The organism is Variovorax sp. GW821-FHT09B01 (assembly GCF_059418345.1).
The window spans coordinates 181188-206514 of record NZ_JBWKPQ010000008.1 but is presented as its reverse complement, the minus strand read 5'-3'; the positions used below and the strand labels follow the sequence as shown (position 1 = coordinate 206514).

Below are 25327 nucleotides of genomic sequence, written 5' to 3'. Positions count from 1 at the left end.
TCGGCAATGAATACCTGGACCGTCCAGTTCGTCGCGTCTCCTCCGTTCGAGCGGCCGAATCAGGTGGGTGTTGCCGTCTGGGTCGAGATCGATGAGATCGCCCCGGACACCTGCATCACCCGCTGTTGGAAAACGGAGTTCGTAAGCATGGACTGGATGCAGGACCTGCCGATCCAGGAGAGCCGACAGGGGCTTCCATTTCAATTGCAGCAGGGCTTGGCGGCGGATCTGCTGAACTCGATCCGAACGGCAAGAGTCGGTGTCGCAGCCCTGGGAGACTTGGCCTACATCCATCCCATGACGTACCGGTTGATCATTCGATCGGGGTTCAATGGCTGCAGCCTCAAGTGGGTTCACGAGTTGCCTCTGGAATGGACGGAGCTGCGGAAAGCCGTCGAGGTGCTCGAGTCCATTGGACGCTCTCGAGAGAAATGACGAAACAGCGCCGTCATTCAAGCAGTGCAACTCAAGGCAAGCGCCCGATCCCCTGCGTCAGCAAATCGAAGAACCCCTGCGCATCCCCCTCCGCGATCCAGCGCACGTTCGCCGGCTTCTTCAGCCCCCCATACCAGTCCACCACCGTCTGCCCGAACCCCAGCCCCTCGCGACTGTCGATCGCCACGTTGATCCATCGGCCGCCGAACAGCGAAGGCTGCAGCAGGTAGCCGATCACGGTGGCGTCGTGCACCGGCCCGCCGGGCAGGCCGTAGTACTGCATGTCGTGCCGCACATAGGCATCGAGGATGTCGGCCACGATCCGGCCGGCCTGGTTGCCGAGGCCGCGCAGCCGCGCGATGCGCTCGGGCGTGGCCAGCACCTTGTGCGTGAGGTCCAGCGGCAGCATGGTGATCGGCACGCCGCTTCCGAGCACGATCTCGGCCGCATGCGGATCGGCGAAGACGTTGAACTCGGCCGTCGGCGTGATGTTGCCGCCGTTGAAATGCGCGCCGGCCATGAGCACCAGCTCGCGCAGGCCGCGCACGATGTCGGGCGCCTGCGCGAGCGCCAGCGCGAGGTTGGTCTGCGGGCCAAGCATCGCGAGCGTCACGCTTTGCGCGGGCGCGGCGCGCAGGGTGTCGATGAGGTAGTCGACCGCATGCCCCTCGGCCAGCGGCTGCGCGGGCTCGTGCACCTGCACGCCGGTGATGCCCTCGCTGCCGTGGATGTCGGCCGCGTAGATCGGCGTGCGCAGCAGGGGACGCTGCGCGCCGCCGTGGACCGGAATGTCGGGCCGCTGCCCCCACTCGCGCGCCAGCCGCGCGTTGCGCGAGGTCTTGGCGAGCGGCACGTTGCCGGCCACCGTCGTCAGTGCCTGGATCTTCAGGCGCTCGGGCGAGGCCATGGCGAGCAGCAGCGCGATCACGTCGTCGGCACCGGGGTCGGTGTCGATGATCAGCGTGTGGACGGTGGTGTCGTCGGAAAGCGGGGGCGTGTTCGTCGGCATGCGGGCTCCATGCAGGCACGACGGAGCGCGCGCCTGCGGGCAGCCAGTCTGCCAGAGCTTCAGCCCAGGAGCCGCCTGGCGAAGAAGGCCAGGATCTCGTCGCGCGCCGCGATGGTCGGCTGCCCGGCCTCGTCGATCAGGTGCGCGGTGACCACGCTGTGCGGGCTCGCGACCACCTGGGCGAAGAAAGGCGGCGTGTCGGGATTGGCCGCGCTGTCGGGCAGCACGCGCGCCACGAAGCGGTCGCCGAGCGCCTGCGAGAAAGCGGCGAAGCGCTCGGCCTTGCAGAACCTGTCGCCGTCGAAGCGGTAGGCCATCACCGTCAGGTCCTCGCGTTCCAGCCGCTCGCGCACGGCGGCCAGCTCGTCGGCGGCCACGTTGGTGCCGGCCGCGTCGTCGAGCGGCAGCGAGGGCTGGCACACCACAGGCGCGAGCACGGCGCGCTCGAGCATCATCGACAGCGCGAAGTTGCCGGTGAAGCACATGCCGATCGCGCCCACGCCGGGGCCGCCGCATTCGGCATGCGCGAGCCGCGCGAGCGCGCGCAGCCACTGCGTGACGGGGCTCGAGGCGTTCGACGCGAAGGCGCGGAACTCGGCGCTCACGCAGGCGCGCTTGAACACCGCCGCGCCTTCCTCGGCCTGCGGCACGGCCCCGTCGCGGCCGAACAGCGAGGGCATGTAGACGGTGAAGCCCGCATCGCGCACCCAGCGCGCGAAGCGCGCCACCTGCGGGCTGATTCCGGGCATCTCGGTCATCACGATCACGGCGGGGCCGCTGCCCATCAGGTAGACCTTCTTGGCGACGCCATCGAGCTCGATCTCGCGCGAGGAGAAGTCGTCGAGCGGGTCGTCGCGGTCGAGCGGGCGGGTGGTGGGTGCGTGGGTCATGGCGTGGGAAGCAGGGTGGGCGGTGTGGTGGATGAAGCTTGTATTGGGCCCACCGGCCGTTCAGAATGGCAGTGTCCTGTTTGACTGTTTCAGGGCCAAATCGGACAAAGCTTTCCTATGCATGACTTCACGATCCTGGTGCTGCCCGGCGCCTTCGCCTCCAGTGTCGCCGCCACGGCCGACATCCTCGGCGCCGCGCGCTCGGTGGCCGCGCGCGCCGGCGTGGCGCCGCCGCGCTGGCGGCTGTGCTCGCCGGCCGGCGGCATGGTTGCGCTGCGCTCGGGCATGCACATCGACACCGTGCGCCTGCCGACCCGCGCGCGCGACGACCGCTCGACCTGGGTGGTGCCGGGGCTCGGCCTCGACACGCCCGAGCAGATCCGCCTCTGCCTGGAGAGCGAGGACGCCGCGCGCGCCATCGACGGGCTCGCGCGCCATGCGCGCGCCGGCGGCCAGGTCGCGGCCTCGTGTTCGGCGGTGTTCCTGCTCAATGCGGCGGGCCTGCTGCAGGGCCGCCGCGCCACCACCTCGTGGTGGTATGCCGCGCTGCTCAAGCGCATGGCGCCCGATTGCACGGTCGACGTCGACCGCATGGTCTGCGCCGACGGCCCGGTGGTCACGGCCGGCGCGGCCTTCGCGCAGACCGACCTGATGCTGCACCTGCTGCGCGAACGCTGCGGCAGCGTGCTCACCGATCTGGTGTCGCGGCTGCTGCTGATCGACGGGCGCCAGGCGCAGGCGCCGTTCATCGTTCCCGAGCTGCTGGCCAACGGCAACGACCTGGTGGCGCGGCTCGCGGCACGCGTGGAGGCGGCGCTGCCTGCACCGCCCTCGGTGAGCGAGCTGGCGCGCGAGTTCTGCATGTCGGAGCGCACGCTCGCGCGCCACGTGATGAAGGCCACCGGCAAGAGCACGCAGGCGCTGCTGCAGGGCGTGCGGCTGCGGCGCGCGCGGGCGCTGCTCGAGTCCAGCCGCATGACGGTCGACCAGGTGGCCGGCGCCGTCGGGTATCAGGACGCCACCGCGCTGCGGCGCCTGATGAAGAAGGTGGCGGGCGCGAACCCCAGCCGCTATCGCAACTGAGGCGCGCCGGCCCGCGCGGCGCTTGGCTCTTACTTCTTGCGTGCCGCGATCGCCTTCTCGGCGCGCGCCACGAGGTCGGCACCCACGGTCGGCTTCCACTTCTCGTACACCGGGCGCGTGGCCTTCACGAAGGCGTCGCGTTCCGCGGGCGTGAGGCTGGTGACCGTCACGCCCATGGCCGCGATGTCCTTGAGCACGGGCTTGTCGGCTTCCACCAGGCCCTTGCGCGCGATCTCGATCTCCTGCTTGCCGGCGTCGAGCGCGGCCTGGCGCACGATCGCCTGGTCGGCCGGCGTCCACGAGGCCCAGATCTCCTTGTTGACCACGAACACCAGCGGGTCGGCCACATAGCCCCAGGTGGTCACGAACTTCTGGCCCACGGTGTGCATCTTGAGCACTGTGAACAGGAACAGCGGGTTCTCCTGGCCGTCGACGGCGCCGCTGGCGAGTGCGGGCTGCGCATCGGCCCAGCTCATCTGCGTGGGGTTGGCGCCCAGCGCGGTCAGCATGTCGGAGTAGATCGGCGAACCGACCACGCGGATCTTCATGCCCTTGACGTCGGCCGGCGTCTTGATCGGCCGCTTCGAATTGGTGATCTCGCGGAAGCCGTTCTCGCCCCAGGCCAGCGGCACCACGCCGGCCTTGTCGAGGGTCTTGAAGATCTCCTGGCCGACCTCGCCCTGCGTGAGGGCGTCGATGGCCGCGTAGTCGGGCATCAGGAAGGGCATCGAGAACAGGTTGAGCTGCTTGACCTGCGGCGACCAGTTGATGGTCGAGCCCACGGCCATGTCGATCACGCCCTGGCGCAGCGCGCTGAACTCGCGCGTCTGGTCGCCTTGAATGAGCGACACGCCCGGGTACAGCTTGATGTTGATGCGGCCCTGGGTGCGCTCCTTCACGAGGTCGGCCCAGATCTTCCCGGCCTGGCCCCACGGCGTGGGCGGGCCCAGCACCAGCGACATCTTGTACTCGGCCTTGTAGGCGGCCTGCGCCATGGCGCCCGACGAGAACATGCCCAGGGCGGTCGCGACGGCGGCGAGGCCGAGCAGGGTGCGGCGGAATTTCATCTGATCTATCTCCTCGTTGAAAAAAGTCGGGCGGCCGCGAGCACGTTCGTCAGTAGCCGAGCTTGCGCGGCAGCCACAGCGCGAGTTCGGGGAAGGCGATAACGAGCACCATCACCACGAACATCGAGAACAGCATCCAGCCGACCCAGCGCACGGTCTCCTCCATGCGCACCTTGGCGATGCGGCACGACACCATCAGGTTGACGGCCAGCGGCGGCGTGAACTGGCCGAGCGCGACCTTGAGCGTGAGGATCACGCCGAACCAGACCGGATCCCACTTGTAGTACTGCACGATCGGCAGCAAGAGCGGCACGAAGATCAGGAAGATCGAGACACCGTCGAGGAACATGCCGACGGTGATGAGCAGCAGGATCAGCAGCGCGAGCACGCCGTATTCGCCCAGGCCCGAGTTGACGATGGCGCGCGTCACCGGATCGATCACGCCGAGCGTCGACAGCGAGTAGGCGAAGATGCCCGCGAGCGAGACCACCAGCAGGATCACCGCCGAGAGCTCGCCCGATTCGCGCAGGATGACGAACAGGTCGCGGACCTTGATGGTGCGGTGGATGCACATGCCGACGAAGAGGCCGTAGAACACGGCGACCACGGCGGCCTCGGTGGGCGTGAACCAGCCCGCGCGCATGCCGCCGAGGATCAGCACCGGCGCGGCCAGGCCCCAGGTGGCTTCGCGGAAGCTCTTCCAGAACGGCGGGCGCGGCAGGGTGGATTCGAGCGCGCCCATCTTGTGCTTGCGCGCCAGCCACACGGCCGGAATCATCAGCGCCAGGCCGGCCAGCACGCCGGGCACCATGCCGGCGGCGAACAGCGCGGGCACCGAGGCGCCGGGCACCAGCACCGAATAGACGATGAAGGCCACCGAGGGCGGGATCAGGATGTCGGTGGCCGCGGCGGCGCCGACCACGCTGGCCGAGTAGGCGGCCGGATAGCCGGCGCGCGACATGGCGGCGATCATCACCGCGCCCACGGCGGCGGCATTGGCCGGGCCCGAGCCCGAGATGCCGCCGAGGAACATCGCGACCGCGATCGCCACCAGCGGCAGCATGCCGGAGCCGCGGCCCACGATGGCGATGGCGAAGTTCACGAGGCGCAGCGCGACGCCCGAGCGGTCGAAGATCGAGCCCACCAGCACGAACATCGGAATGGCGAGCAGCGGGTACTTGCCGAGGCCGGCATAGAAGTTCTGCGGCACCGCGAGCAGGCCGAACCACTGGGCGTCGGTGTTGGCGAGCGCGATGCAGGCCGCGCCGGCCAGGCCGAGCGCGGCGCCGATGGGCACGCCCACCAGCATCATCAGCAGGAAGGCGACGAACAGGAGCGTGGCGATCATTCGGCGGCGTCCTGCTGGTCGTTGTTCTTGTGCTTGCGGCCGCGCCGCACGAACAGCCCGATGGCGCGCAGCGCGATGGCCAGCGACACGATCGGCAGCCAGATCGAATACCACCAGGCCGGCACGCCGATGCCCGGCGAGGTCTCCTCGAAGCGGTAGTCGTCCCAGACCATGCGCACGCTGAGCGCGGCGATCAGGCCGAACAGCGCGGCGATCATCAGCGCGCCGAACTGCGCCAGCCGGCGGCGCCGGGCCATCGAGCCGCTCTCGGCGAAGTACTCGATGCGGATGTGGCGGTCGCGCGCGACCGCGGCCGAGCCGGCGACCAGCGCCAGCATGATCATCAGGAACACCGAGAACTCCTCGGTCCAGGCGAAGGAGGAGTCGGTGAAGTAGCGCACCAGGACGTTGGCGAAGGTGATGAGCGCGAGCGCGCCCATGATGAGCACGGTGAGCCAGTCCTCGATGCCCAGGGGCACCTTGGTGGGCTCGTCGGCGGCTTCGATGTCGGGGGGGAGGGGGCTGGCGGCGTCCAGCGTGGGGCCGGACTCAGGAGGAGTGGTCATCGGAGAAAACGGGCAGCTGGGGCAGGCGCCATGTCACCGGGCGGTCGCCGGGACGCGATCCGTACACCTCGACAGGGAAGCTGGCGTCGATTCTGGGGCGTCAATGTCCACTGATATATCGGGGGTTTCCTTAGCTGTGGCCTGGGCTTTGGGGGCGCTGGAAGGGGTAGGTTTTCTGCGTTTTGGCGGCTATGGGCGGTTGCCTGGGGCGTCCGGGGCGTGCACAGGACACCGGGTGCTTCCCTCCGCGAATGTCCCCCGGCCTTCGGCCTCCTCCTTGATTTCGCTGCGGGAAGCACCCGGTGCCCTGTGCACGAGGGTGAGCCCGCACGGCCGCGACATCGGAGGCTTCGATGCAACCAAGTCGGCGCGTTTGACTCACCCCGCTCAGCTACGCCTCAGCCGCTTGCGCAGCAGCGAAAGCCTCTTCGGCCACGCCATCGCCATCGCCCTCGCTAGACACGTCGACATTCGCCAGGGGCGCCTTTCCCATGGCCTGTTCGACCAGCGCCAACAGATTCGCCTTGCGGGCTGCGTAAAACCCCTCGAAATCATCCGCGCGCAGGAACTGAGCTGGCACCTGGTGGGTTTCCAGCAATGCATCCATTGCAGCCCCGTCCAACGCCACAAGCTTCTCTGCCTGCAATTTGGCTAGGTAAGCAGATGGCGCAGCACCCCCGATCTTGCGGTTGGCTTTGTATGAAATCGGGGTCTTGTTGACGATGCTGTTGAAGACGGCGGGCTTGATGCCTCGCTTCTTGCACCAGTCTTCCGGGAAGATGTGGTGAATGTCCAGGCTCATCATGTCGTCGTTGTCGAGCTTGTCCACCGTGGATTTGAAGTACCAGTCTTGCGCGCCCCGGCGCAGTACCAACACGTTCACACCCTTGTAAGCCGCGCTGTTGCGGGTGTAGAGCCGGTCCAGGCGTTGCGCATCAAAGCTCGCGTCCGACACCGTGGCAGGCACGGGCCCGTTGTTCTTCACCCAATCCAGCACTTCCTCCACATCCTTGGCGATGCGGGTCTCCACCGCGCCACCATACAGCTCGCCCAATACGCCACACCAGAACCAGAGCGAGAGCTTGTCGAACACCACCGGTGTCAACCAGGCCTTGTCTTCCAGCTCGGTAAGGATCGCGGCCAGCGGCACCAACTGTGTCTGATAGGGCAGCTCCCGCAGCCGCATGATGGACTGTTTGCGCAAGAAGCTGGGCACCTGCAGATACCCTTGCTCCACCTTGCCAGCCCAAGACTCATAGGCTGTACGGCTGAGCGCCAACATGGTCTTGCGCTTGGCGCTGACCGGCGGTAGCTGTTGCTTGTCCTCATCAGGCACAACCCCGGCATTGGCTTTCGTGAGCTCGGCCAGCCGCCCGTGGCGCTTGGCGCGGGTCTCCAGCAAAGTGATGCTCTGAATGAAGTCACTGGCCTCCACATTGCGAAGCAGGTCGTTAGCGTGCAGGCGCGTGCGCCGGCCTTGCACATTGCGTTCCACGCTGCCGAGCCAGTCGTCACGCAGGTTGAATTTCTCAGCCGCAAAGGTGGCCGTGATCAGTTCAAACACATTCAACGCCACGCCGCCCGTGTTGACCTTTTCAAAGACCGTGCACACGGCCTCCTTCGAGGTGTCTTTGAGCAGTTGGATCACCGGCACCTTGTAGCCCGTGAACCGGCCAATCACCGCCTGCTGAAACTCGAGGAACTGCTGAATCTTGGTGGGGTTGAGCTTGCTCAGGTCCACCATCCAGGCCATGGCGTCAAACATGGCATTGCACGGAAAGTGCATCGCGAGGCACTCACGCTCCCGGGTGCTCAGATCCAGTGTCACGTCGCGGTGGAACTGGCCGTACTGCTGGCGGCGCTCGTCCACCGCCACGATGGCGTCCAGCAAATCGACGTCGGGTTGCAGAGCCCTTTCAATGTCCCAGTAGTAGAAGAGCTTCATCTTCTTGCCGCGCCCGTTGTGCGTTTGCACCGGTGTCTTGAGCTGCAGCACTTGGGTCAGCGTCGTCAGGCGCTGCTGGCCATCCAGGATCAACCACTTGGCATCCTCGGCCTTCGGGCGCGGCTCCACGCCCTCCACACCGCGCTGCTCAAACGTCACCTCGCCGCCCGTCTCCAGCATCATCACGGCGCCCACGGGGAAGGACTGCGCCACGCTCACGAGCAGCTCGCGGATGCGCATGTCTTCCCACACCCAGCCGCGCTGGAAGTCGGGCAACTGGATCTTGCCTGCCTGAACGTCGACCAGCAGGTCTTTCATGTCCTTGGGGTTGGTTTCAAAGCTTGACACAGAGAGACTCTTTCACAGGGGGTTGGAAGACTCCACCAGAGCCCGGGCTAGGTGGGATTGGGTGACTTGCGAAGACATCAGGCGCTGACGTAGGTCAGCGCAAAGGCGGCGCAGGGCGTTGACGCGGGTGACGATACGGGATTGTTCGGTGAGGGGCGGCAATGGAATCACAGCATTCCGCATATCACCAACATTTACGTGCTTAGCACCAATTCCTTTGTGCATAGCGAGCAGGGAATCAAGAAACGACCTCGAAGAAATGGCTAGCCGAACAAACTCTTTGGAAACTTGTGAAGAAAACCTGAAGAGCATTACTCGCTGCCCCAAGCACGCCTCTACACCATCGGGAATCAGAATTGACTCTCCAACAGAACCCTCTCGCGCAAAGACCAAGTCTCCGGGTTGAGGTGTCAGGCGAATGTTGCGTTCAACGAAAGTTGCATCGTCAACAAAGCGAAGCTTGTGTGGCAGCAAAACTCCCCGCTTGAAACTATTGGTGTCGAGGCATAGACGGCCGCTCTCGACGAACCTTGGCGTTGAGTGCGGGCAATCGACGATCGCTATTGATAACTGCTCCAGCCTCCCCCACTCCCATCCAACCGGCAACTCAAACGGCCTTTCCTCATTGGTGATGGGCGGCACGGGTTTGTCGCGTTTGATCTTGCCTTCGGCGATGAGTCGGTCTTTTTCGGTGCGGATGCGGACCAGTAGCGTGCTGGCGGGTTCGTCGGTGGGGTCTTGAGGCACTAGCAGGCCGCGCACGGCAAGTTGCAGCAGGGTTTGCTCCAAAGCGTCGATGGCTTCGGGGCGATCGAGCAGCAGGTCGAAGTGCTGGGCCACGCGCTGCCAGTTGTCGGCCAATTTCTCAGGTGTGGCGCTGGCGGTGAGGGTGCCCTGCAGGGTCTTGACCAGTTGGGTGTGTTGCATGGCCTCTAGCCGGCCCTTGGCCTCCAGCGCATCGCACAGGCGCATGAGTTCTTCGACGCGGGTGACGATGCGTGATTGTTCGGCGAGGGGGGGCAATGGAACTAACGCAACGTTCAACTTCGAAAGTGTGACTCGCGTTATAGCTACGCCAGTCATTTCAGCGCGCATGGCTCCGTAGAAATACGGCGAGCGCATCACTCTTGCAAGCCATTCTGAAGTCAAGCCACAACTGGCTTTGATGACACCAACGCTGGAAAGCAAGCTAAAGGGCTCTGCCAAGGTGTTAATCGTCAGAATGCCGGTAGTGGCCCCATCTTTGATGAAGAGGATGTCGCCAACCTCAGGGTCGCACCGTGTGTAAATTTCCTCATGGACTGCGGCGGGGATATAGGTCACATCGGACAGGTCAATTCCCCACGTTTTGATGTTCTTCGCGGATAGATACTTGAAGTCGCCAGTGGAAAAGCTCGCAGGCGAATGATGAGTGCCATCGGTAATCTTCTTGGCTGCAAATCCGAGCCGCACCCACTCCCACCCCTGAGGTATCTCAAACGGCTTTTCCTCTTCCGCAATCTCCGCCAACGGCTTGTCCCGCTTGATCTTGCCTTCGGCGATCAGCCAGTCCTTTTCCGCCCGAATCTTCTGCAGCAACACGCTGGCCGGCTCGTCCGCCCCGTCTTGCGGCACCAGCTTGCCTTGCACCGCCAGGGTCAGGATGAGTTCACGCAGGCGTGTCACACCACCGGGGGCTTTGGCCAGCAAATCCAAACTTGATAGCAGCATGCGCCTATCCCTCAAGCGCCAGCGGCCGATTTGGCTGACAAAGACTGCGCCAGGATGCGTTTCAGCTCATCGCGCAGCCTTTGGGCCTCTGTCTGCAGGCGGGCATACTCTGCCAGCAGTACTCCGGGGTCATGGCTGGTCTGCTCACCCACATGTGGGTTCTTCTGGTCAAGGTTCCAGTTGGCCGCGCGGAGGGTGTCGATGCTGACCTTCCAGGCGCGTTCGTTTTCCGTGCGGGCGGCAAAGCCGTCGGCCTCGGTGCCCCACCAGGCTTTCTCGGCATCGAACTCTTCGATGCGGATGGGCTTGGTCTTGTTGTAGTTCTTCACTCCCGGCGGATACGGGTGCTCGTAGTACCAGATGTGTTGCGTGGGCTGGCCCTTGGTGAAGAACAGCAGGTTGGTCTTGATGCCGGTGTAGGGCGCAAACACGCCGTTGGGCAGGCGAACGATGGTGTGCAGGTTGCATTCAGCCAGCAGCTGTTCCTTGATGCGGCTCTTCACCCCTTCGCCAAACAGGGTCCCATCGGGCAGCACTACGGCGGCGCGGCCATTCACCTTGAGGATGTGCTTGATGAGCACTAGGAACAGGTCGGCGGTTTCCTTGGTGCGCACGTCAGCGGGGTAGCCCTGCTCGATGCCCGGCTCCTCGATGCCGCCGAAAGGCGGGTTGGTAAGCACCACGTCCACGCGGTCAGCCTGGGTGTAGTCACGCAATGGGCGCACCAGCGTGTTGTCGTGGCGGATGTGGCTGGGCACTTCGATGCCGTGCAGCAGCAGGTTGGTGACGCAGAGCATGTGGGGCATCTGCTTCTTCTCGACGCCGCGAATGCTGTTTTGCAGGGTCGCTTCCTGCTCGGCGTTGTGCACCTGTTTGCGCAAGTGCTCGATGGCGCAGACCAGAAAGCCGCCGGTGCCGGTGGCGGGGTCGAGCACCACTTCGCCCAGTTGCGGGTTGACCATGTCCACCATGAACTGGGTGACAGCGCGCGGCGTGTAGAACTCGCCCGCATTGCCGGCGCTTTGCAGGTCCTTGAGGATCTTTTCGTAAAGATCGTTGAACTGGTGGCGCTCGGCTTGGCGGTTGAAGTCGATGCCGTTGAGTTTGTTGACCACCTGGCGCAGAAGGTGGCCGCTTTTCATGTAGTTGTAGGCGTCTTCGAACACGCCGCGCACCACGTAGCCACGCGGGTTGCGCATCGGATCGGCCCTCAGCTCTTTGAGCGTGGCGAAGAGTTGGTTGTCCACGAAGTCGAGCAAGGCCTCGCCGGTCATGCCCTCGGGGTCTGCGGCCCAGTTGCGCCAGCGCAGGTCTTCGGGAATCGGGCTGTGGTAGCTGTCGCGTGTGAGTTCAAGCTCTTCTTCGAGCGCGTCGAAGACCTTGAGGAACAGCAGCCAGGTGAGCTGGCTGATGCGCTGGGCGTCGCCGTCGACGCCGCTGTCCTGGCGCATGACGTCCTGGATGGATTTGATGATAGGGGTGAGGTTGGACATGGAACGCGGGTTCAAAAAGGAAACACGTCGTGGCGCAGCTAGGCGCGGCGCACACGGCGATCAGGAGTACGAGTATCAGACGGCCACGATCAAGTGGAGGGCGGCGTAGCGTATAGCTCGCGCGCCAGGGTCTGCAGGGCGCTCAGATATTGGGGTCGACCGCCAAAGCTGCGCACCAGTTCCGTCGGAGTACCCAGTTCAGTGAAGGGCTGAAGCTTGAAGACATCGTTGCTCTCGACGGTGGTGATGCCTTCGTCGGCGTACTTGTCGAGCAAGGCATCCATCACCTTGCGCGCCACGGGGCCGTACTGGGTGAACACGTTTCGCTTCTGCACTCGCCGGGCGCGCTCGCGGCGGGTGAGGCTCGGTTGGTCATACGCGACATGCAGCAGCAGATCGAAGGGGTCCAGGTCTTTGCCGACTTCGTCGGCCAGGGCCTCCAGCAACACACCCTGCCCTTCCAGTTCTTGCAGCAAGGCCGCCTTGCGGTCGGCCTGATCCCACGCCTGAAGGAACTGATCCAACGATTCGTATCGTTTGCGAAGGTTGATGCGGGTGTAGTCGCGCAGGCTCTCGGTGATCAGCTTGCCGTTGGCGTCAAGGTACTGCACCCGCTCACGCGCCACGACCACGGTGACATTGCTGCCCAGCACGTACTTCTTCGGGCCATCCGATGGCGTGCTGGCAAAGGGACCCAAAGGGGTGAGCGCGTCCATCCCGGCGAGCGGGGCGCCCGCACCAGTGGGGGCGTCGCCAGATGCAGGCTCGGGCGGGGCCACAGGTGCATCGGCGCCTGGCTCATACACCTGGACTGGTTCACCGTCGAAATCCTTGTCGGCAAACAGCTCAGTGGCGCGCTTGAAGTCGAGGATCGTGAACCAGGTCTTGCCCAGGTCTTCGCGCAGCCGCGTGCCGCGGCCGATGATCTGCTTGAACAGGGTCATCGATTTGATGCCCTGATCGAGCACGATGAGCTTGCAGGTCTGTGCATCCACGCCTGTGCTCATAAGTTTGGAGGTGGTTGCGATCACCGGGTACGACTTCTCCGGGTCGATGAAGTTGTCCAACTCCAGCTTGCCCTCCTGGTTGTCGCCCGTGATCTGAACCACGTACTTGGGCTGGGTGGCGCAAATGTCGGCGTTGGCATTGGCCAGTGCCTGACGCATGCGCGCGGCGTGGTCGATGTCTTCACAAAAGACAATGGTCTTGGCGTAGCGGTCAGTGGCCTTGAGGTACTCGGTAATCTTGGCGGCCACTACTTCATCGCGCTGTTCCAGCACCAGCTTGCGGTTCATGTCAGCGCCGGTGTAGATGCGGTCTTCAATAGTGTGACCGTGCTTGTCGGTCATGCCCGCGGTAGGGCGCCAGCCGAAGGTGTCCTTGTCCAGGTCCACCCGGATCACCTTGTACGGCGCCAGATAGCCGTCCTCGATACCTTGCTTCAGGCTGTAGGTGTAGACAGGGTCGCCGAAGTAGTCGATGTTTGAAACGTCCTTGGTCTCCTTGGGCGTCGCAGTCAGGCCGATCTGTGCGGCGCCCTTGAAGTAGGTCAGGATGTCGCGCCAGGCAGAATCTTCCGAAGCACTGCCCCGGTGGCACTCGTCTACCACGATGAGGTCGAAGAAGTCGGGGCTGAACTGCTTGTAGATGTTGCGTTGCTCTTCGGTTCCCGTGACGGCCTGATAGAGCGAGAGGTAGATCTCGTAGCTCTTGTCCACCAGTTTGGTCGTTTTGTTCACCGCCAGGTCCACATCCTCGATCGACACCTGGCCCTGCGCATCGACACGCTCGATACCCTTGGCATTGGGGCTGAGTTTGGCCATCGCGCCCTTGAAGGGTCGGAAGTCATTGACCATGGTCTGGTCGATGAGGATGTTGCGGTCGGCAAGGAAGAGGATTCGCTTCTTGGCGCCGCTTTTCCACAAGCGCCAGATGATCTGGAATGCCGTGTATGTTTTTCCGGTGCCCGTCGCCATGACGAGCAGCACGCGGTCCTGGCCGGCCGCGATGGCCTCGACCGCACGGTTCACCGCATTGAGCTGGTAGTACCGCGGGCTTTTGTGCGGTGCGTAGTCGAACCCAGCGACACGGCCTTCTTCCGCTGACCAGCCTTTCCAGGCGCAGTAGCGGCTCCACAATTCCTGAGGCGACGGAAACTCGTCCAGGGTGAGGTTCTGCTCCAGCACGCCTGTGGCCAGCGTGGCATCTCGGAAGACGAAGCCATCGCCATTGCTGGTGAAGCTGAACGGCACGTTCAACAGCTCGGCGTAGTTCAAGGCCTGCGCCATGCCTGCGCCCACGGCATGTTGATTGTCTTTTGCCTCAACGACGGCCAGAGGAATGTTGGCTTTGTAGAACAGGGCAAAGTCGGCCTTGAGCACTGACCCCTGGTCGCGATAGGACTGCTTTCCCCGCACCACCACACGGCCTGCGCGCAAAGGGTACTCACGGAAGATCTGATCCATGCCGTTCCATCCGGCCTGCACCACGGCCGGACGGATGAACTTGTCGCAGATATCGCTTTCGGAGAGTGCCTTTTTATCCATGTAATCAGCAACGGCGCTTGGCAAGGCAAGACATGATTGTTGCTGGATGCTACTATTTTTGAGGTGCTGAGGATCGCAAGCTCTTTGTTGGGGTCGACGCCGCCTTCGAATGGGCTGCCGAGTCATTCCAGCTTAAAGAGATGGGCTTGCTGGCCCTTGAGCGATTTAACGAAGGTGAGTCGTCGGCTGAGGTGGCCGCTTCGTTCGGACTGCGCTGCGACTGAGTCTGCAAGCTGCAGGCCAAAGCTCGATGTCGCGAGAGTGCCCCAAGGGCCTTGTCTGCTAGGCGGGCCGCGACCCCGCAGCCCGCAGACCAGCCCCTACCCGCCAGCCTCAAGCGCCCCATGCCGCGCCTTCTCGCTCATCTGAAACAACTCCCCAGCCTCGCGCGCAAGTCCAGCCGAAAGTCAGAGCAAGTTGTCCCGTTGTCGAGGCCCATCACCGCTGCACCAATCGATGTCTTGCCCGTGGCAGACCCACAGCAGCGCTTCGAGTTGGGAGAGGATGTTTTCGAGAAGATCCGCCGAGCCTTGGGCGGTTTCTTCGGGAGATACCGGCGTGCGACGCCGGGCTATAGGTGCCTTTCTTCTCCCCTAGTTGGGGTATCGAGTGAGAGGGGCAGCCACTCTAGGGAAGAAGTGGGCGGGTTGCTGTGCCGTTCGGCACGAAGTCGCGGCAACCGCCAATAAATGCAGCTTCCGCAATGCAAGGCGGACAGGCCTCGAAGAGACCGTGGCGTGCAGGTCCCGGTCGGCATGAGCGCCGCCGGGATGCGGGCAGGAAAAGACTCAGTCCATCCAGGACCGCGCCCGGTCCAGATGCTCGCGGCACTCGCGCACCATGCGCTCCAGCAGTTCCGCGCAAGTCGGGATGTCGTCGATCAGCCCGATGCATTGGCCAGCCGAGACCACGCCGTCCTGCACCGCACCCGACTCCAGCGCCGCGCGGCCGCGCGCGCCAGCCACCAGCGGACGGATCTCCTCGAATTCGCAGCCACCCGGACGGTTCTCCGTGGCCACGACTTCTTCGGAGATCGCGTTGCGGAACACGCGCGCGGTGTTGCGCATGGTGCGGAACATCAGCTTGGTGTCGCGCTCGCTCGCATCCACCAGCGCCTGCTTGATGTTGTCGTGGATCGGCGCTTCCTGGGTCACGCAGAAGCGCGTGCCCATGTTCACGCCCTCGGCGCCCAGCGCGAGCGCGGCCGCCATGCCGCGGCCGTCGGCGATGCCGCCCGAGGCGATGATGGGAATGCGCAGCTTGCGCGCCGCAATCGGCAACAGGATCAGGCCGGGCACGTCGTCCTCGCCCGGGTGGCCCGCGCACTCGAAGCCGTCGACCGACACGGCGTCGACGCCATTGCGTTCGGCCGACAGCGCGTGGCGCACCGAGGTGCACTTGTGGACGATCTTCACGTCGTGGCGCTTGAGCGCCTCGATGAAGTCCTTCGGGCTGTTGCCCGCGGTCTCCACGATCTTCACGCCGCTGTCGATGATCGCCTGCACGTACTCGGCATAGGGCGGCGGCTTCACGGCCGGCAGGATGGTGAGGTTCACGCCGAAGGGCTTGTCGGTCAGCGCGCGGGTGCGCTCGACCTCGTGGCGCAGGTCGTCGGGCGTGGGCTGCGTGAGCGCGGTCACGATGCCCAGGCCGCCGGCGTTGGAGACGGCCGCGGCCAGTTCGGCGCGGCCCACCCACTGCATGCCGCCCTGCACGATCGGGTAGCGGATGCCGAGCAGCTCGGTGATGCGGGTCTTCATGCGGGCGCTTCCTCTTACAGCGTCTTCACCAGCTCGGGCACGGCCGTGAACAGGTCGGCCACGAGGCCGTAGTCGGCCACCGAGAAGATCGGCGCTTCCTCGTCCTTGTTGATCGCGACGATGACCTTCGAGTCCTTCATGCCGGCCAGATGCTGGATGGCGCCCGAGATGCCCGCGGCGATGTACAGCTGCGGCGCGACGATCTTGCCGGTCTGGCCCACTTGCCAGTCGTTCGGCGCGTAGCCCGCGTCGACCGCGGCGCGACTGGCACCGAGGCCTGCGTTGAGCTTGTCGGCCAGCGGGGCCATCACTTCGGTGAACTTCTCGGCGCTGCCCAGCGCGCGGCCGCCCGAGACGATGATCTTGGCGGCCGTCAGTTCGGGGCGTTCGCTCTTCGTGACTTCGCGGCCCACGAAGCTGCTCTTGCCGCTGTCGGCCACGCCTTCGGCGGTTTCGATCGCTGCGTTGCCACCGGTGGCGGCCGCGGCGTCGAAGCCGGTCGTGCGAACGGTGATCACCTTGGTCGCATCGCTGCTCTGCACGGTGGCGATCGCATTGCCCGCGTAGATCGGGCGTTCGAAGGTGTCGGGGCTGTCGACCTTGGTGATGTCGCTGATCTGCGCGACGTCGAGCTTGGCGGCCACGCGCGGCGCGACGTTCTTGCCGTTGGCGGTCGAGGGGAACAGGATGTGGCTGTAGTTGCCGGCGATGGCCAGCACCTGGGCCGCGACGTTCTCGGCCAGGTTCTCGGCGAGGCTAGCGCTGTCGGCGGCGATGACCTTGCTGACACCGGCGATCTGGGCAGCGGCCTTGGCGGCTTCGGCCGCATTGGCACCGGCCACGAGCACGTGGACGTCGCCACCGCAGGCGAGTGCGGCGGTCACGGTGTTGAGGGTGGCCGGCTTGATGCTGGCGTGGTCGTGTTCGGCAATGACGAGTGCGGTCATGTTCGTTGTCTTCCTCAGATCACTTTGGCTTCGTTCTTCAGCTTGTCCACCAGGGTCGCCACATCGGGCACCTTGATGCCGGCGCCGCGCTTCGGCGGTTCCGAGACCTTCAGGGTCTTCAGGCGCGGCTTGACGTCCACGCCGAGGTCCTCGGGCTTGAAGGTGTCGAGCTGCTTCTTCTTGGCCTTCATGATGTTGGGCAGCGTGACGTAGCGCGGCTCGTTGAGGCGCAGGTCGGTCGTGATGACGGCCGGCAGCGTGAGCGAGACGGTCTCGAGGCCGCCGTCGACTTCACGCGTCACGTTGGCCTTGTCGCCCGCGACTTCGACCTTCGAGGCAAAGGTGGCTTGCGGCAGGTCGGCCAGCGCAGCCAGCATCTGGCCGGTCTGGTTGGCGTCGTCGTCGATAGCTTGCTTGCCAAGAATGATGAGCGAGGGCTGTTCCTTGTCGACCAGCGCCTTGAGCAGCTTGGCCACGGCCAGCGGCTGCAGCTCTTCCGAGGTCTCGACCAGGATGCCGCGGTCGGCGCCGATGGCCATCGCGGTGCGCAGGGTTTCCTGCGACTTGGCGTCGCCGCACGAGACGGCGATGACCTCGGTCACCACGCCCTTCTCCTTCAGGCGCACTGCCTCTTCGACGGCGATCTCGTCGAAGGGGTTCATGCTCATCTTGACGTTGGCGATGTCCACGCCCGTGCCGTCGCTCTTGACGCGCACCTTCACGTTGTAGTCGACGACCCGTTTGACGGGCACGAGAATCTTCATGGCTGGTCCTTCAAAATGAAAACGGATGGGGGTTCACTCGAGCTTCGCGCCCGACTGCTTGATGAGGCGCTCCCAGATCGGCCGCTCGGTCTTCCAGGCGGCGGCGAAGAGTTCGGGCGAGCTGTCCTTGAGCTCGAAGCCCATGGCCGCGATGCGCTCGCGCACGTCGGGCTGCTGCGAGGCCTTGCGCACTTCCTCGGCGATGCGGTCCACGATGGGCTTGGGCGTCTTGGCGGGCACCGCGAAGGCGAGCCAGCCGGTCACGCGGTAGGCCTCGTCCTTCAAGCCCTGCTCGGCCATCGTCGGCACGGTGGGCAGCGCGGCCATGCGGCGTTCGCCGCTCACGCCGATGGCCCGCACCTTGCCTGCGTCGATGTGCGGCTTGGCGACCAGCGCGCTCGCATAGGCCATCTGGATCTGGCCGCCGATCAGGTCCTGCATCATCGGTGCCTCGCCCTTGTAGGCGACGTGGTTCATGTCGGCCTGCTGCGTGAGGCTCATGTGCGCGCCCGCCAGGTGCGGGTAGGCGCCCACGCCGTACGAGCCATAGGCGACCTTGCCCTTGTTCGCGGCCACGTACTTCAGCAGTTCGGGCGCGGTCTTGGCCGGCACGCTCGGATGCACCACCAGCACCAGCGGCCCCATCGCCACCTGGTAGACCAGCGTGAGGTCGCGCTGCGTGTCGTAGGGCAGCTTCTCGTAGAGGAACTCGTTGGTCAGTAGCGAATTGCTCAGCGAGAAGACGATGGTGTAGCCGTCGGGTGCTGCCTTGGCGACCATGTCGGTGCCGATGATGCCGGCCGCGCCGGGCTTGTTGTCGATCACCACGGGCTGGCCGAGGCCGGCCGCCATCTTCTGGCCCAGCACGCGCGCGAGCACGTCGGTGGCACCCCCGGCCTGGAAGGGCACGACCATGCGGATCGGCTTGTTCGGATAGGGCGCCTGGGCATGAGCCGGCGCATGGGCCAGCGCGAGCAGGGCGGTGGCGCCTGCGGTGGTGGCGGTGGCGCGCAGCAGCGCGCGACGGGTCGGGTGTCGGGTGATGGTCATGGTGTCCCTGATGGTTCTTGGGGTCGGAGAAACGAAAGGCGGCGGGCCGTGCGCTGCGGCCCGCCGTGCGACGGCTTCAGGCCGTCGCCACGCGGGTCTTGAAAGGCAGCGGCTCGAGCGCCTTGCGCAGCCGCTCGGCGAGCGCCGCGGCCTGCGCGCCGGCGGGGTCGATCGTCACGCGAACCAGGCTCTCGCCCTCGTGCGTCACGCTCGGGCGCGCGGCCTCGGGCAGGCCGAGTTCGGCGCAGAGCTCGGCCACGGTGGCGGCCACCACGCGGCTCGCGGCCATGGCGCGCAGCTCGGGCTTGTAGATCTTGCCGACGTTGGTCATCGGCAGCGCATCGACCAGCGCCACCCACTTGGGCTTGGCCGGTGCCTCGTCGACGCGTGCGGCGGTGAAGGCCAGCAGCTCGTCCTCGGTGGCCGCGCCGCCGGGCACCAGCGTCGCGAACACCACGGGCAGCTCGCCCGCGTAGGCATCGGGCGCGCCGACCGCGGCGCAGACCTGCACCGCCGGGTGGGCGCTGAGCGCGTCCTCGATCACCTTGGGATCGATGTTGTGGCCGCTGCGGATGATCAGGTCCTTCGAGCGGCCCGTGAGGTTGAGCCGCTCCTCGCTGTCGATCCAGCCGAGGTCGCCGGTCGCGAGCCAGCCGTCGGCCGTGAAGGCCTTGGCGTTGTCGGCCGGATCGACGAAGCCCGAGAACACGTTGGGCGACTTGAACAGCACCATGCCGGTCTCGCCGCGCGGCACTTCGCGATCGCTCGCGTTGCCGTGCTCGTCGAGCGCCACCACGCGCATCCGCATGTAGGGCAGGCGAAAGCCGACGCAGCCCGCGGGGCCGTCGACGCCGGGCGGCGTGATGGTCGAGATGCCGGCCATCTCGGTCATGCCCAGGCTCTCGTGCACGTGCAGGCCGAACAGGCGCTCGAAGCGCGCGGCGAGTTCGGGCGAGAGCACGGCCGCGCCGGTGCGGCAGTAGGTGATCGAGGAGATGTCGGCGCCGTCCAGAGGCACGTTGGCCAGCGCCGCGAGCACCGTGGGCACGGCCGACAGCGAGGTCGGGCGGTACTTCGCGACCAGCTTCCAGTAGTTGGCCAGCACCTGCTTGTTGCGCAGCAGCGAGGGCGTGGGAATCACCACCTCCACGCCGGCCGACAGCGAAGCCAGCGAGGCCGGCAGCACGCCCGCGACGTGGAACAGCGGATAGCCGTTGATCGAGATGCCGTGCTCGTTCATGCCCGCGACCTGCACGCTGGCCCAGGCGGTGAACACCTGCGCGCCATGGCTGTGGCGAGCGAGCTTGGGCGCGCCGGTGGTGCCGCCGGTGTGGAAGTAGGCGGCGATGTCGCTCGAGGCGATGTCGCGGCCGCTCACGAGGCGGTCGTCGGGTTGTGCCGCGCGCAGTGCCTCGAAGTCGGCCACGCCCTCGGGCAGCGCGCCCGCCGCGCCCGGCGCCTCGTCGTGCGGCGCCACGCGCAGCAGAGTGGTGAGCCCGGGCACCTGGCCGCGCAGCCGCAGCGCCTTCGACCACATGCCCGACTCGGCGTCCGAGCCGTAGGCGATCAGCACCTTGGCGCGGGCCGCGGTCATCAGCGCGACCAGCTTCTCGTCGGTGAGCAGCGGATTGAGCGGCTGCACGATGCCGGCCGCCTCGCCGCCCCAGAGCGCGAGGTGGTATTCGAGGCAGCCGGGCAGCAGCACCGCCACCGCGTCGTTCGGGCCCACGCCCAGGCCATGCAGCAGGTTCGCGGTCTGGTGGATGCGCGCGAGCAGCTCGGCGTACGACCAGCGGATCGGCGCATCGTCCGGGTTGCCGGTGCGCAGGAAGGTCAGCGCCGTCTTGTCGCCGAAGGCATGGCCCGCGTTGCGGAAGATCTCGTAGGTGCTGCGCACCGTGAGCGCCTGCGCCAGCGGGGTCTGCTCGAGCGCCTGGATGTCGGCGAGGCTGCGCACGGGGCGCGCGGGCCGGAACGGCGCGCCCACGGGCGTCGGGTAGTCGTTGTCGTGCCGGTCGTTCCTGTCGGTCATGGCCTGTCTCCTTGTTCCCTTGAAATCGTCGCCGTGTCGGCCCGGCTGTTTTACTGGTTCGTGATGTGGTTGTCGCGGATGACCTTGCCCCAGCGCTCGAAGTCCTGGCGCATGCGCTCGGCGGTCTGGTCGGCGGTGCGGTAGGCCGCGAACGAGCCCACGCCCTGCAGCTTCTCCTGCACTTCCTTGTCGGCCAGCGCCTTCCTGAGTTCGGTGCTCATGCGCTCGACCACGTCCCTGGGCGTGCCGGCCGGTGCCAGCAGGCCGCCCCACGAGGTGGCGTCGAAGCCCGGGAAGCCCTGCTCGGCCACCGTCTTCACGTCGGGCAAGAGGCTCACGCGCTGGCCCGAGCCGACCGCGATGGCGCGCAGCTTGCCCGCGCGGATGTGCGGGATCACGGCCACCAGGTCCGAGAACATCGCGGGCACCTGGCCGCCGATCAGGTCGGTCACGGCGGGCGCGCTGCCGCGGTAGGGCACGTGCTGCATCTCGAACTTGCCGATGTTCTTGAGCTGCTCGGTCGTCAGGTGGCCGAAGCTGCCGGCGCCCGCGGTCGTGTAGTTGAGCTTGCCGTTTTCGGCCTTGGCCTTGGCGATCAGGCCCTGCAGGCCGGTCACCTCGGGCAGCGCCTTGGGATTGACCACCAGCACGATCGGCAGGTCGTAGACGCTGCCCACGGGCGTGAAGTTCTTGAAGATGTCGTAGCCGGTCGGGCCGTAGAGGTGCGAGGCCAGCAGCGTGGGCGTGGCCAGCATCACGAAGGTGTAGCCGTCGGCCGGCGCGCGCGCGGCGGCGGCCGCGCCCACGGTGCCCGAGGCGCCGCTGCGGTTGTCGATCACGATGTTCTGGCCCAGCGCGGCCGACATCTTCTGCGCCACGATGCGTGAGGCCACGTCGGTGGGGCCGCCGGGCGGGAAGGGCACGATCAGCGTGATCGGCTTGGCCGGCCAGGCCTGCGCGAAGGCGACGCCGGCGGCGAGGGGAAGGGCGAGCGCGAGGAGTGCACGGCGAAGAGGACTGCGGAGGGGACGGAGAGAGAGGGAGGCCATGACTTCTGCTTCAGGGGAACAAGGTGGCGCCGTCAGACGACGCCGCTGCTTTTCAGCGCTGCCAGCTTTTCATCCGACAGGCCGAGCAAGGACTGGAGCACGTCGTGCGTGCCTTCGCCCAGGGTGGGCGGCGCGCTGCGCACCGGCAGGCGCTCGCCATCGAAACGGTAAGGGGGCGCGAGCACGTCGACCGTGCCCGCGACCGGATGCGGCTGGCGCGTGACCAGGCCGGCGTCGGTGGCGCGCTTCGATTGCAGCGCCTCGAGCAGGCCCAGCACCTCGCCGCAGGGGATGCCGGCGGCGCTCAGTTTTTCGAGCAGCGCGGCGCGCGGGCGCTTCGCGAGTTCGGCATGCAGTTGCGGCAGCAGCACCGCGCGGTTGGCCGAACGCAGGATGTTGGTCTTGAAGCGCTCGTCGGCCGCGAGGTCGGGCCGCTCGATCACCTCGGTGCAGAAGCGCGCGAACTGCGCGTTGTTGCCCACGGTGATGACCAGCGGGCCGTCGGCCGCGTCGAACACGCCGTAGGGCACGATCGAGGGATGCGAGTTGCCGTAGCGCGGCGGGTCCTCGCCCAGCAGCAGCGCCTCGAGGCCGTAGTAGGCGGTGATCATCAGGCCGCAGTCGAACAGCGCCATCTCGACGTGCCGGCCCTTGCCGGTCTTCTCGCGCTGGTAGAGCGCGGCGAGGATGGCCTGCGCCGAGTACATGCCGGTGAACAGGTCGACGGCCGCCACGCCGAACTTCAGCGGCGGCTGGCTGGCCTCACCGTTGAGCGCCATCAGGCCGGCTTCGCCCTGCACCACAAGGTCGTAGCCGGGGCGCGCGGCCTCGGGGCCGGTGCGGTCGTAGCCCGAGATCGAGCAGTAGATGAGACCGGGATGTTCCTGGCTCAACTGCTCGTAGCCCAGGCCCAGCTTGTCGATGCCGCCGAACTTGAAGTTCTGGATCAGCACGTCGCACTGCTTCGCGAGATCGCGCGCGAGCTGCTGGCCCTCGGGCGTCTGCAGGTCGAGCGTGACCGAGCGCTTGTTGCGGTTGACGCTGTTGAAGTAGGCGGTCTCGGTCTTGCCGACGCGCAGGCCCCAGTCGCGCGTGTCGTCGCCGCGGCCCGGGTGCTCGACCTTGATGACCTCGGCGCCCATGTCGGCCAGCACCATGCCGCACCAGGGGCCCGCGAGGATGCGGGACAGGTCGAGGACGCGCACGCCGGCGAGCGGCAGCGAGGAATTCAGCGAGGGCATGGTGGCTCCGGAAAGACGTGAGACCTCGGCGCGGGTGCGCGCGAGGCCGGGGAAGAAGCGGTGGCGGCCAGCGTCAGGACGCGTCCTGCCGGCGCTGCCGCAGCGCGGCGAAGTCGGCCTTGCGCTTGCCGAGGAAGGCACCGATGCCTTCGGCGGCCTCGGCATCGGCCTGCGACTCGACCATGTAGACGGCCTCGGCCTCGAGTTGTTCCTCGAGCGTGGCGCGGTGCGCCTGGCGGCACAGCGACTTGATGCGCGCGCTCGCGCGCTGCGGGCCGTTCGCGACCTTGGCCGCGAGCGCGATCGCCTCGGCGAGTGCCGCGCCCTTGTCGGTCAGGCGGTTGACCGCGCCCAGCGCATGCAGGCGCTCGGCCGGCAGGCGGTCGCCGGTCAGGCACAGCTCGGTCAGCAGCTGGCGCGAGACGAACTCGGCCAGGAAGGCGGTGGCGCCGCCATCGGGCGTGAGGCCGACCTTGACGTAGGCCACGGTGTAGAAGGCATCGCGTGCCGACACGAGCATGTCGCAGGCCAGCGCCATCGACAGGCCCGCCCCCGCGGCGCCGCCCTCGACGGCCGCGATCACGGGCTTGCCGCTGTCGCGCAGCGCGCGGATCAGGTTGTGCAGGCCTTCGAGCTTCTCGCGGCGTTCCGAGGCGGGCAGCTCGCGGCGCTTGGCCAGCAGGTTGAGGTCGCCGCCCGAGCAGAAGAAATCGCCGGCGCCGGTGAAGACGATGGCACCGACCTCGGGGTCGTCCTGCGCATCGGCCAGCGCGGCCGCGAGCTCGGCGTACAGCGTGGGCGTGATCGCGTTGCGCGCGCCGGGGTTGCTGTTGGTGAGGATGCGCACGGCACCCTCCTGCGAGATCAGCACGGTCTTGTCGTTGCTCATGCCGCCACCTCCTTGCCGGATGCCTTGCCGAGTGCGATGTAGCGCTGCAGGTGATGGTCCTCGTCGCCGAGCTGGTGGTCGATCATCACGAGGCGCTTGGCGTAGTGGGGCAGCGGCAGCTCCCAGGTCATGCCGATGCCGCCGTGCATCTGGATGCTTTCTTCCGCCACCAGCGCGCCGATGCGGCCGATGCTGAACTTGGCGGCCGACAGCGCGCGCTCGCGCGCGAGGCGGTCGCTGCCGTCGATGGCGGCCGCGGCATTGATGACCGCCGAGCGCGCCTGCTCGATCTCGAGCAGCAGGTCGGCCATGCGGTGCTGCAGCGCCTGGAAGCTGCCGATCAGCGTGCCGAACTGCTTGCGCGTGCGCAGGTAGTCGAGCGTCGCGGTCTTGGCCGCTTCCATCGCGCCCACGGCCTCGGCGCACAGCGCGAGCACGCCGCGGCCGATGGCGCGCTCGAGCGTCGCGGCGCCCTGGCCCTCGGCGCCCAGCAGTGCGTCGGCGGGCAGCTTCAGGCCGTCGAACGAGAGTTCGGCGACACGGCCGCCGTCGATCGACGGGCAGCCGCGCACCGTGAGGCCTGCCGTCTTCGCGGGCACGAGGAACAGCGAGATGCCGGCTTCGTCGTCCACGTTGCCCGAGGTGCGGGCCGAGACCAGGAACAGGTCGGCCTGCTCGCCCTGCGGCACCACGGCCTTGGCGCCGTTCAGCACCCAGCCGTCGCCACTGCGTTCTGCGCGGGTGGCGACGCGCGTGCGTTCGTAATGCGTGTCGGCCTCGTCGTGCGCGAAGGCCGCGACGGTCACGCCGTTGATGATGTCGACCAGCTTCTCTTTCTGCGCATCCGTGCCGGCCGCGCCCAGCGCCTCGCCGACCATCACCGCGCCCAGCAGCGGCTCGACCACGAGGCCGCGGCCCAGGGCCTCGAAGACCACGGCGATGTCGAAGCCGCCGCCACCGAAGCCGCCATCGGCCTCGCTGAACAGCGCGCCGATCACGCCGAGTTCGGCGAACTGCTGGAAGATCTCCTTGCTGAAGCCGTGCTCGGACTTCGCGATGCGGTCGCGCGCATCGAAGGCGTACTGCTCGCTGATGAAGCGGTTCAGGCTGTCGGCGAGCATGCGCCGGTCTTCGCTGTGTTCGAAGTTCATTGCA

Annotated in this window: 20 protein-coding genes; 2 read left to right on the top strand and 18 right to left on the bottom strand. The window is 66.5% G+C overall.

Annotated elements, in window-relative coordinates; all coding sequences use genetic code 11:
- The first annotated feature begins 6 nt into the window (after positions 1-6).
- Positions 7-435 carry a hypothetical protein gene (locus AC07RV_RS23045; RefSeq protein WP_296776813.1) on the top strand — a complete coding sequence of 143 codons (429 nt, stop codon included), beginning with the start codon at positions 7-9 and terminating at the stop codon, positions 433-435.
- Positions 436-466: 31 nt separating this feature from the next.
- Here the strand turns inward: AC07RV_RS23045 and AC07RV_RS23040 are convergent, their stop codons facing one another.
- Both AC07RV_RS23040 and AC07RV_RS23035 read right to left on the bottom strand, forming a co-directional pair.
- Entirely contained in the window at positions 467-1444 is a 978-nt protein-coding gene (locus AC07RV_RS23040; RefSeq protein WP_296776811.1) for a nucleoside hydrolase, read from the bottom strand.
- 59 nt (positions 1445-1503) lie between these two features.
- Positions 1504-2334 (bottom strand): dienelactone hydrolase family protein, encoded by an 831-nt coding sequence (locus AC07RV_RS23035; RefSeq protein WP_296776808.1) that lies wholly within the window; start codon positions 2332-2334, stop codon positions 1504-1506.
- A 117-nt stretch (positions 2335-2451) separates the two neighbouring features.
- Between AC07RV_RS23035 and AC07RV_RS23030 the strand changes: the two genes are divergently transcribed.
- Positions 2452-3417, top strand: a complete 966-nt coding sequence (locus AC07RV_RS23030) for a GlxA family transcriptional regulator (RefSeq protein WP_296776805.1) — start codon at positions 2452-2454, stop codon at positions 3415-3417.
- 29 nt (positions 3418-3446) lie between these two features.
- On the opposite strand, the gene AC07RV_RS23025 is transcribed toward AC07RV_RS23030, so the two are convergent.
- From AC07RV_RS23025 to AC07RV_RS22950, 16 genes are all read right to left on the bottom strand, one after another.
- Complete coding sequence (locus tag AC07RV_RS23025) at positions 3447-4484, bottom strand: DctP family TRAP transporter solute-binding subunit (RefSeq protein WP_296776802.1); 1038 nt, start codon at positions 4482-4484, stop codon at positions 3447-3449.
- A gap of 49 nt (positions 4485-4533) precedes the next feature.
- The gene (locus tag AC07RV_RS23020; RefSeq protein WP_057590991.1) at positions 4534-5832 is read right to left on the bottom strand and encodes a TRAP transporter large permease; all 1299 of its coding nucleotides are present in this window, start codon (positions 5830-5832) and stop codon (positions 4534-4536) included.
- Positions 5829-6398: a TRAP transporter small permease gene (locus tag AC07RV_RS23015; RefSeq protein WP_057598344.1), complete on the bottom strand. Its 570-nt coding sequence runs from the start codon at positions 6396-6398 to the stop codon at positions 5829-5831. The genes AC07RV_RS23020 and AC07RV_RS23015 overlap by 4 nt, the downstream gene beginning before the upstream one ends.
- A 391-nt stretch (positions 6399-6789) precedes the next feature.
- A complete protein-coding gene (locus AC07RV_RS23010; protein WP_296776799.1) occupies positions 6790-8661 on the bottom strand; it encodes a DUF262 domain-containing protein in 1872 nt (623 codons plus the stop codon).
- A gap of 42 nt (positions 8662-8703) precedes the next feature.
- Entirely contained in the window at positions 8704-10401 is a 1698-nt protein-coding gene (locus AC07RV_RS23005) for a restriction endonuclease subunit S (protein WP_296776798.1), read from the bottom strand.
- Between the two features lie 11 nt (positions 10402-10412).
- Positions 10413-11894, bottom strand: a complete 1482-nt coding sequence (locus tag AC07RV_RS23000; protein ID WP_296776794.1) for a type I restriction-modification system subunit M — start codon at positions 11892-11894, stop codon at positions 10413-10415.
- An 89-nt stretch (positions 11895-11983) separates the two neighbouring features.
- Positions 11984-14440, bottom strand: coding sequence for an EcoAI/FtnUII family type I restriction enzme subunit R (hsdR, locus tag AC07RV_RS22995; RefSeq protein ID WP_296777048.1), 2457 nt, complete (start codon positions 14438-14440; stop codon positions 11984-11986).
- A gap of 788 nt (positions 14441-15228) precedes the next feature.
- Positions 15229-16200: an NAD(P)H-dependent flavin oxidoreductase gene (locus tag AC07RV_RS22990; protein WP_296776791.1), complete on the bottom strand. Its 972-nt coding sequence runs from the start codon at positions 16198-16200 to the stop codon at positions 15229-15231.
- A gap of 14 nt (positions 16201-16214) precedes the next feature.
- Positions 16215-17147, bottom strand: a complete 933-nt coding sequence (locus AC07RV_RS22985; RefSeq protein ID WP_296776789.1) for an electron transfer flavoprotein subunit alpha/FixB family protein — start codon at positions 17145-17147, stop codon at positions 16215-16217.
- Between the two features lie 14 nt (positions 17148-17161).
- Positions 17162-17911 (bottom strand): electron transfer flavoprotein subunit beta/FixA family protein, encoded by a 750-nt coding sequence (locus tag AC07RV_RS22980; RefSeq protein WP_208507727.1) that lies wholly within the window; start codon positions 17909-17911, stop codon positions 17162-17164.
- Positions 17912-17944: 33 nt separating this feature from the next.
- Positions 17945-18961 carry a Bug family tripartite tricarboxylate transporter substrate binding protein gene (locus tag AC07RV_RS22975; protein ID WP_296781073.1) on the bottom strand — a complete coding sequence of 339 codons (1017 nt, stop codon included), beginning with the start codon at positions 18959-18961 and terminating at the stop codon, positions 17945-17947.
- A 76-nt stretch (positions 18962-19037) separates the two neighbouring features.
- Positions 19038-20993, bottom strand: coding sequence for an acyl-CoA synthetase (locus tag AC07RV_RS22970; protein ID WP_296781071.1), 1956 nt, complete (start codon positions 20991-20993; stop codon positions 19038-19040).
- Positions 20994-21043: 50 nt separating this feature from the next.
- Positions 21044-22042 carry a Bug family tripartite tricarboxylate transporter substrate binding protein gene (locus tag AC07RV_RS22965; protein WP_296781068.1) on the bottom strand — a complete coding sequence of 333 codons (999 nt, stop codon included), beginning with the start codon at positions 22040-22042 and terminating at the stop codon, positions 21044-21046.
- A 32-nt stretch (positions 22043-22074) separates the two neighbouring features.
- A complete protein-coding gene (locus tag AC07RV_RS22960; RefSeq protein ID WP_296781065.1) occupies positions 22075-23283 on the bottom strand; it encodes a CaiB/BaiF CoA transferase family protein in 1209 nt (402 codons plus the stop codon).
- A 73-nt stretch (positions 23284-23356) separates the two neighbouring features.
- A complete protein-coding gene (locus tag AC07RV_RS22955; RefSeq protein WP_296781062.1) occupies positions 23357-24172 on the bottom strand; it encodes an oxepin-CoA hydrolase, alternative type in 816 nt (271 codons plus the stop codon).
- A complete protein-coding gene (locus AC07RV_RS22950) occupies positions 24169-25323 on the bottom strand; it encodes an acyl-CoA dehydrogenase family protein (protein WP_296781060.1) in 1155 nt (384 codons plus the stop codon). The genes AC07RV_RS22955 and AC07RV_RS22950 overlap by 4 nt, the downstream gene beginning before the upstream one ends.
- Positions 25324-25327 lie beyond the last annotated feature (4 nt).

Coding starts and splice junctions, on each gene's coding strand:
- AC07RV_RS23005 (WP_296776798.1), bottom strand. CDS start 10,401: ATGCTGCTATCAAGTTTGGATTTGCTGGCCAAAGCCCCCGGTGGTGTG.
- AC07RV_RS23040 (WP_296776811.1), bottom strand. CDS start 1,444: ATGCCGACGAACACGCCCCCGCTTTCCGACGACACCACCGTCCACACG.
- AC07RV_RS23000 (WP_296776794.1), bottom strand. CDS start 11,894: ATGTCCAACCTCACCCCTATCATCAAATCCATCCAGGACGTCATGCGC.
- AC07RV_RS23045 (WP_296776813.1), top strand. CDS start 7: ATGAATACCTGGACCGTCCAGTTCGTCGCGTCTCCTCCGTTCGAGCGG.
- AC07RV_RS23020 (WP_057590991.1), bottom strand. CDS start 5,832: ATGATCGCCACGCTCCTGTTCGTCGCCTTCCTGCTGATGATGCTGGTG.
- AC07RV_RS23025 (WP_296776802.1), bottom strand. CDS start 4,484: ATGAAATTCCGCCGCACCCTGCTCGGCCTCGCCGCCGTCGCGACCGCC.
- AC07RV_RS22990 (WP_296776791.1), bottom strand. CDS start 16,200: ATGAAGACCCGCATCACCGAGCTGCTCGGCATCCGCTACCCGATCGTG.
- AC07RV_RS22980 (WP_208507727.1), bottom strand. CDS start 17,911: ATGAAGATTCTCGTGCCCGTCAAACGGGTCGTCGACTACAACGTGAAG.
- AC07RV_RS22965 (WP_296781068.1), bottom strand. CDS start 22,042: ATGGCCTCCCTCTCTCTCCGTCCCCTCCGCAGTCCTCTTCGCCGTGCA.
- AC07RV_RS23015 (WP_057598344.1), bottom strand. CDS start 6,398: ATGACCACTCCTCCTGAGTCCGGCCCCACGCTGGACGCCGCCAGCCCC.
- AC07RV_RS22960 (WP_296781065.1), bottom strand. CDS start 23,283: ATGCCCTCGCTGAATTCCTCGCTGCCGCTCGCCGGCGTGCGCGTCCTC.
- AC07RV_RS22985 (WP_296776789.1), bottom strand. CDS start 17,147: ATGACCGCACTCGTCATTGCCGAACACGACCACGCCAGCATCAAGCCG.
- AC07RV_RS22970 (WP_296781071.1), bottom strand. CDS start 20,993: ATGACCGACAGGAACGACCGGCACGACAACGACTACCCGACGCCCGTG.
- AC07RV_RS22955 (WP_296781062.1), bottom strand. CDS start 24,172: ATGAGCAACGACAAGACCGTGCTGATCTCGCAGGAGGGTGCCGTGCGC.
- AC07RV_RS23035 (WP_296776808.1), bottom strand. CDS start 2,334: ATGACCCACGCACCCACCACCCGCCCGCTCGACCGCGACGACCCGCTC.
- hsdR (WP_296777048.1), bottom strand. CDS start 14,440: ATGGATAAAAAGGCACTCTCCGAAAGCGATATCTGCGACAAGTTCATC.
- AC07RV_RS22975 (WP_296781073.1), bottom strand. CDS start 18,961: ATGACCATCACCCGACACCCGACCCGTCGCGCGCTGCTGCGCGCCACC.
- AC07RV_RS23010 (WP_296776799.1), bottom strand. CDS start 8,661: ATGAAAGACCTGCTGGTCGACGTTCAGGCAGGCAAGATCCAGTTGCCC.
- AC07RV_RS22950 (WP_296781060.1), bottom strand. CDS start 25,323: ATGAACTTCGAACACAGCGAAGACCGGCGCATGCTCGCCGACAGCCTG.
- AC07RV_RS23030 (WP_296776805.1), top strand. CDS start 2,452: ATGCATGACTTCACGATCCTGGTGCTGCCCGGCGCCTTCGCCTCCAGT.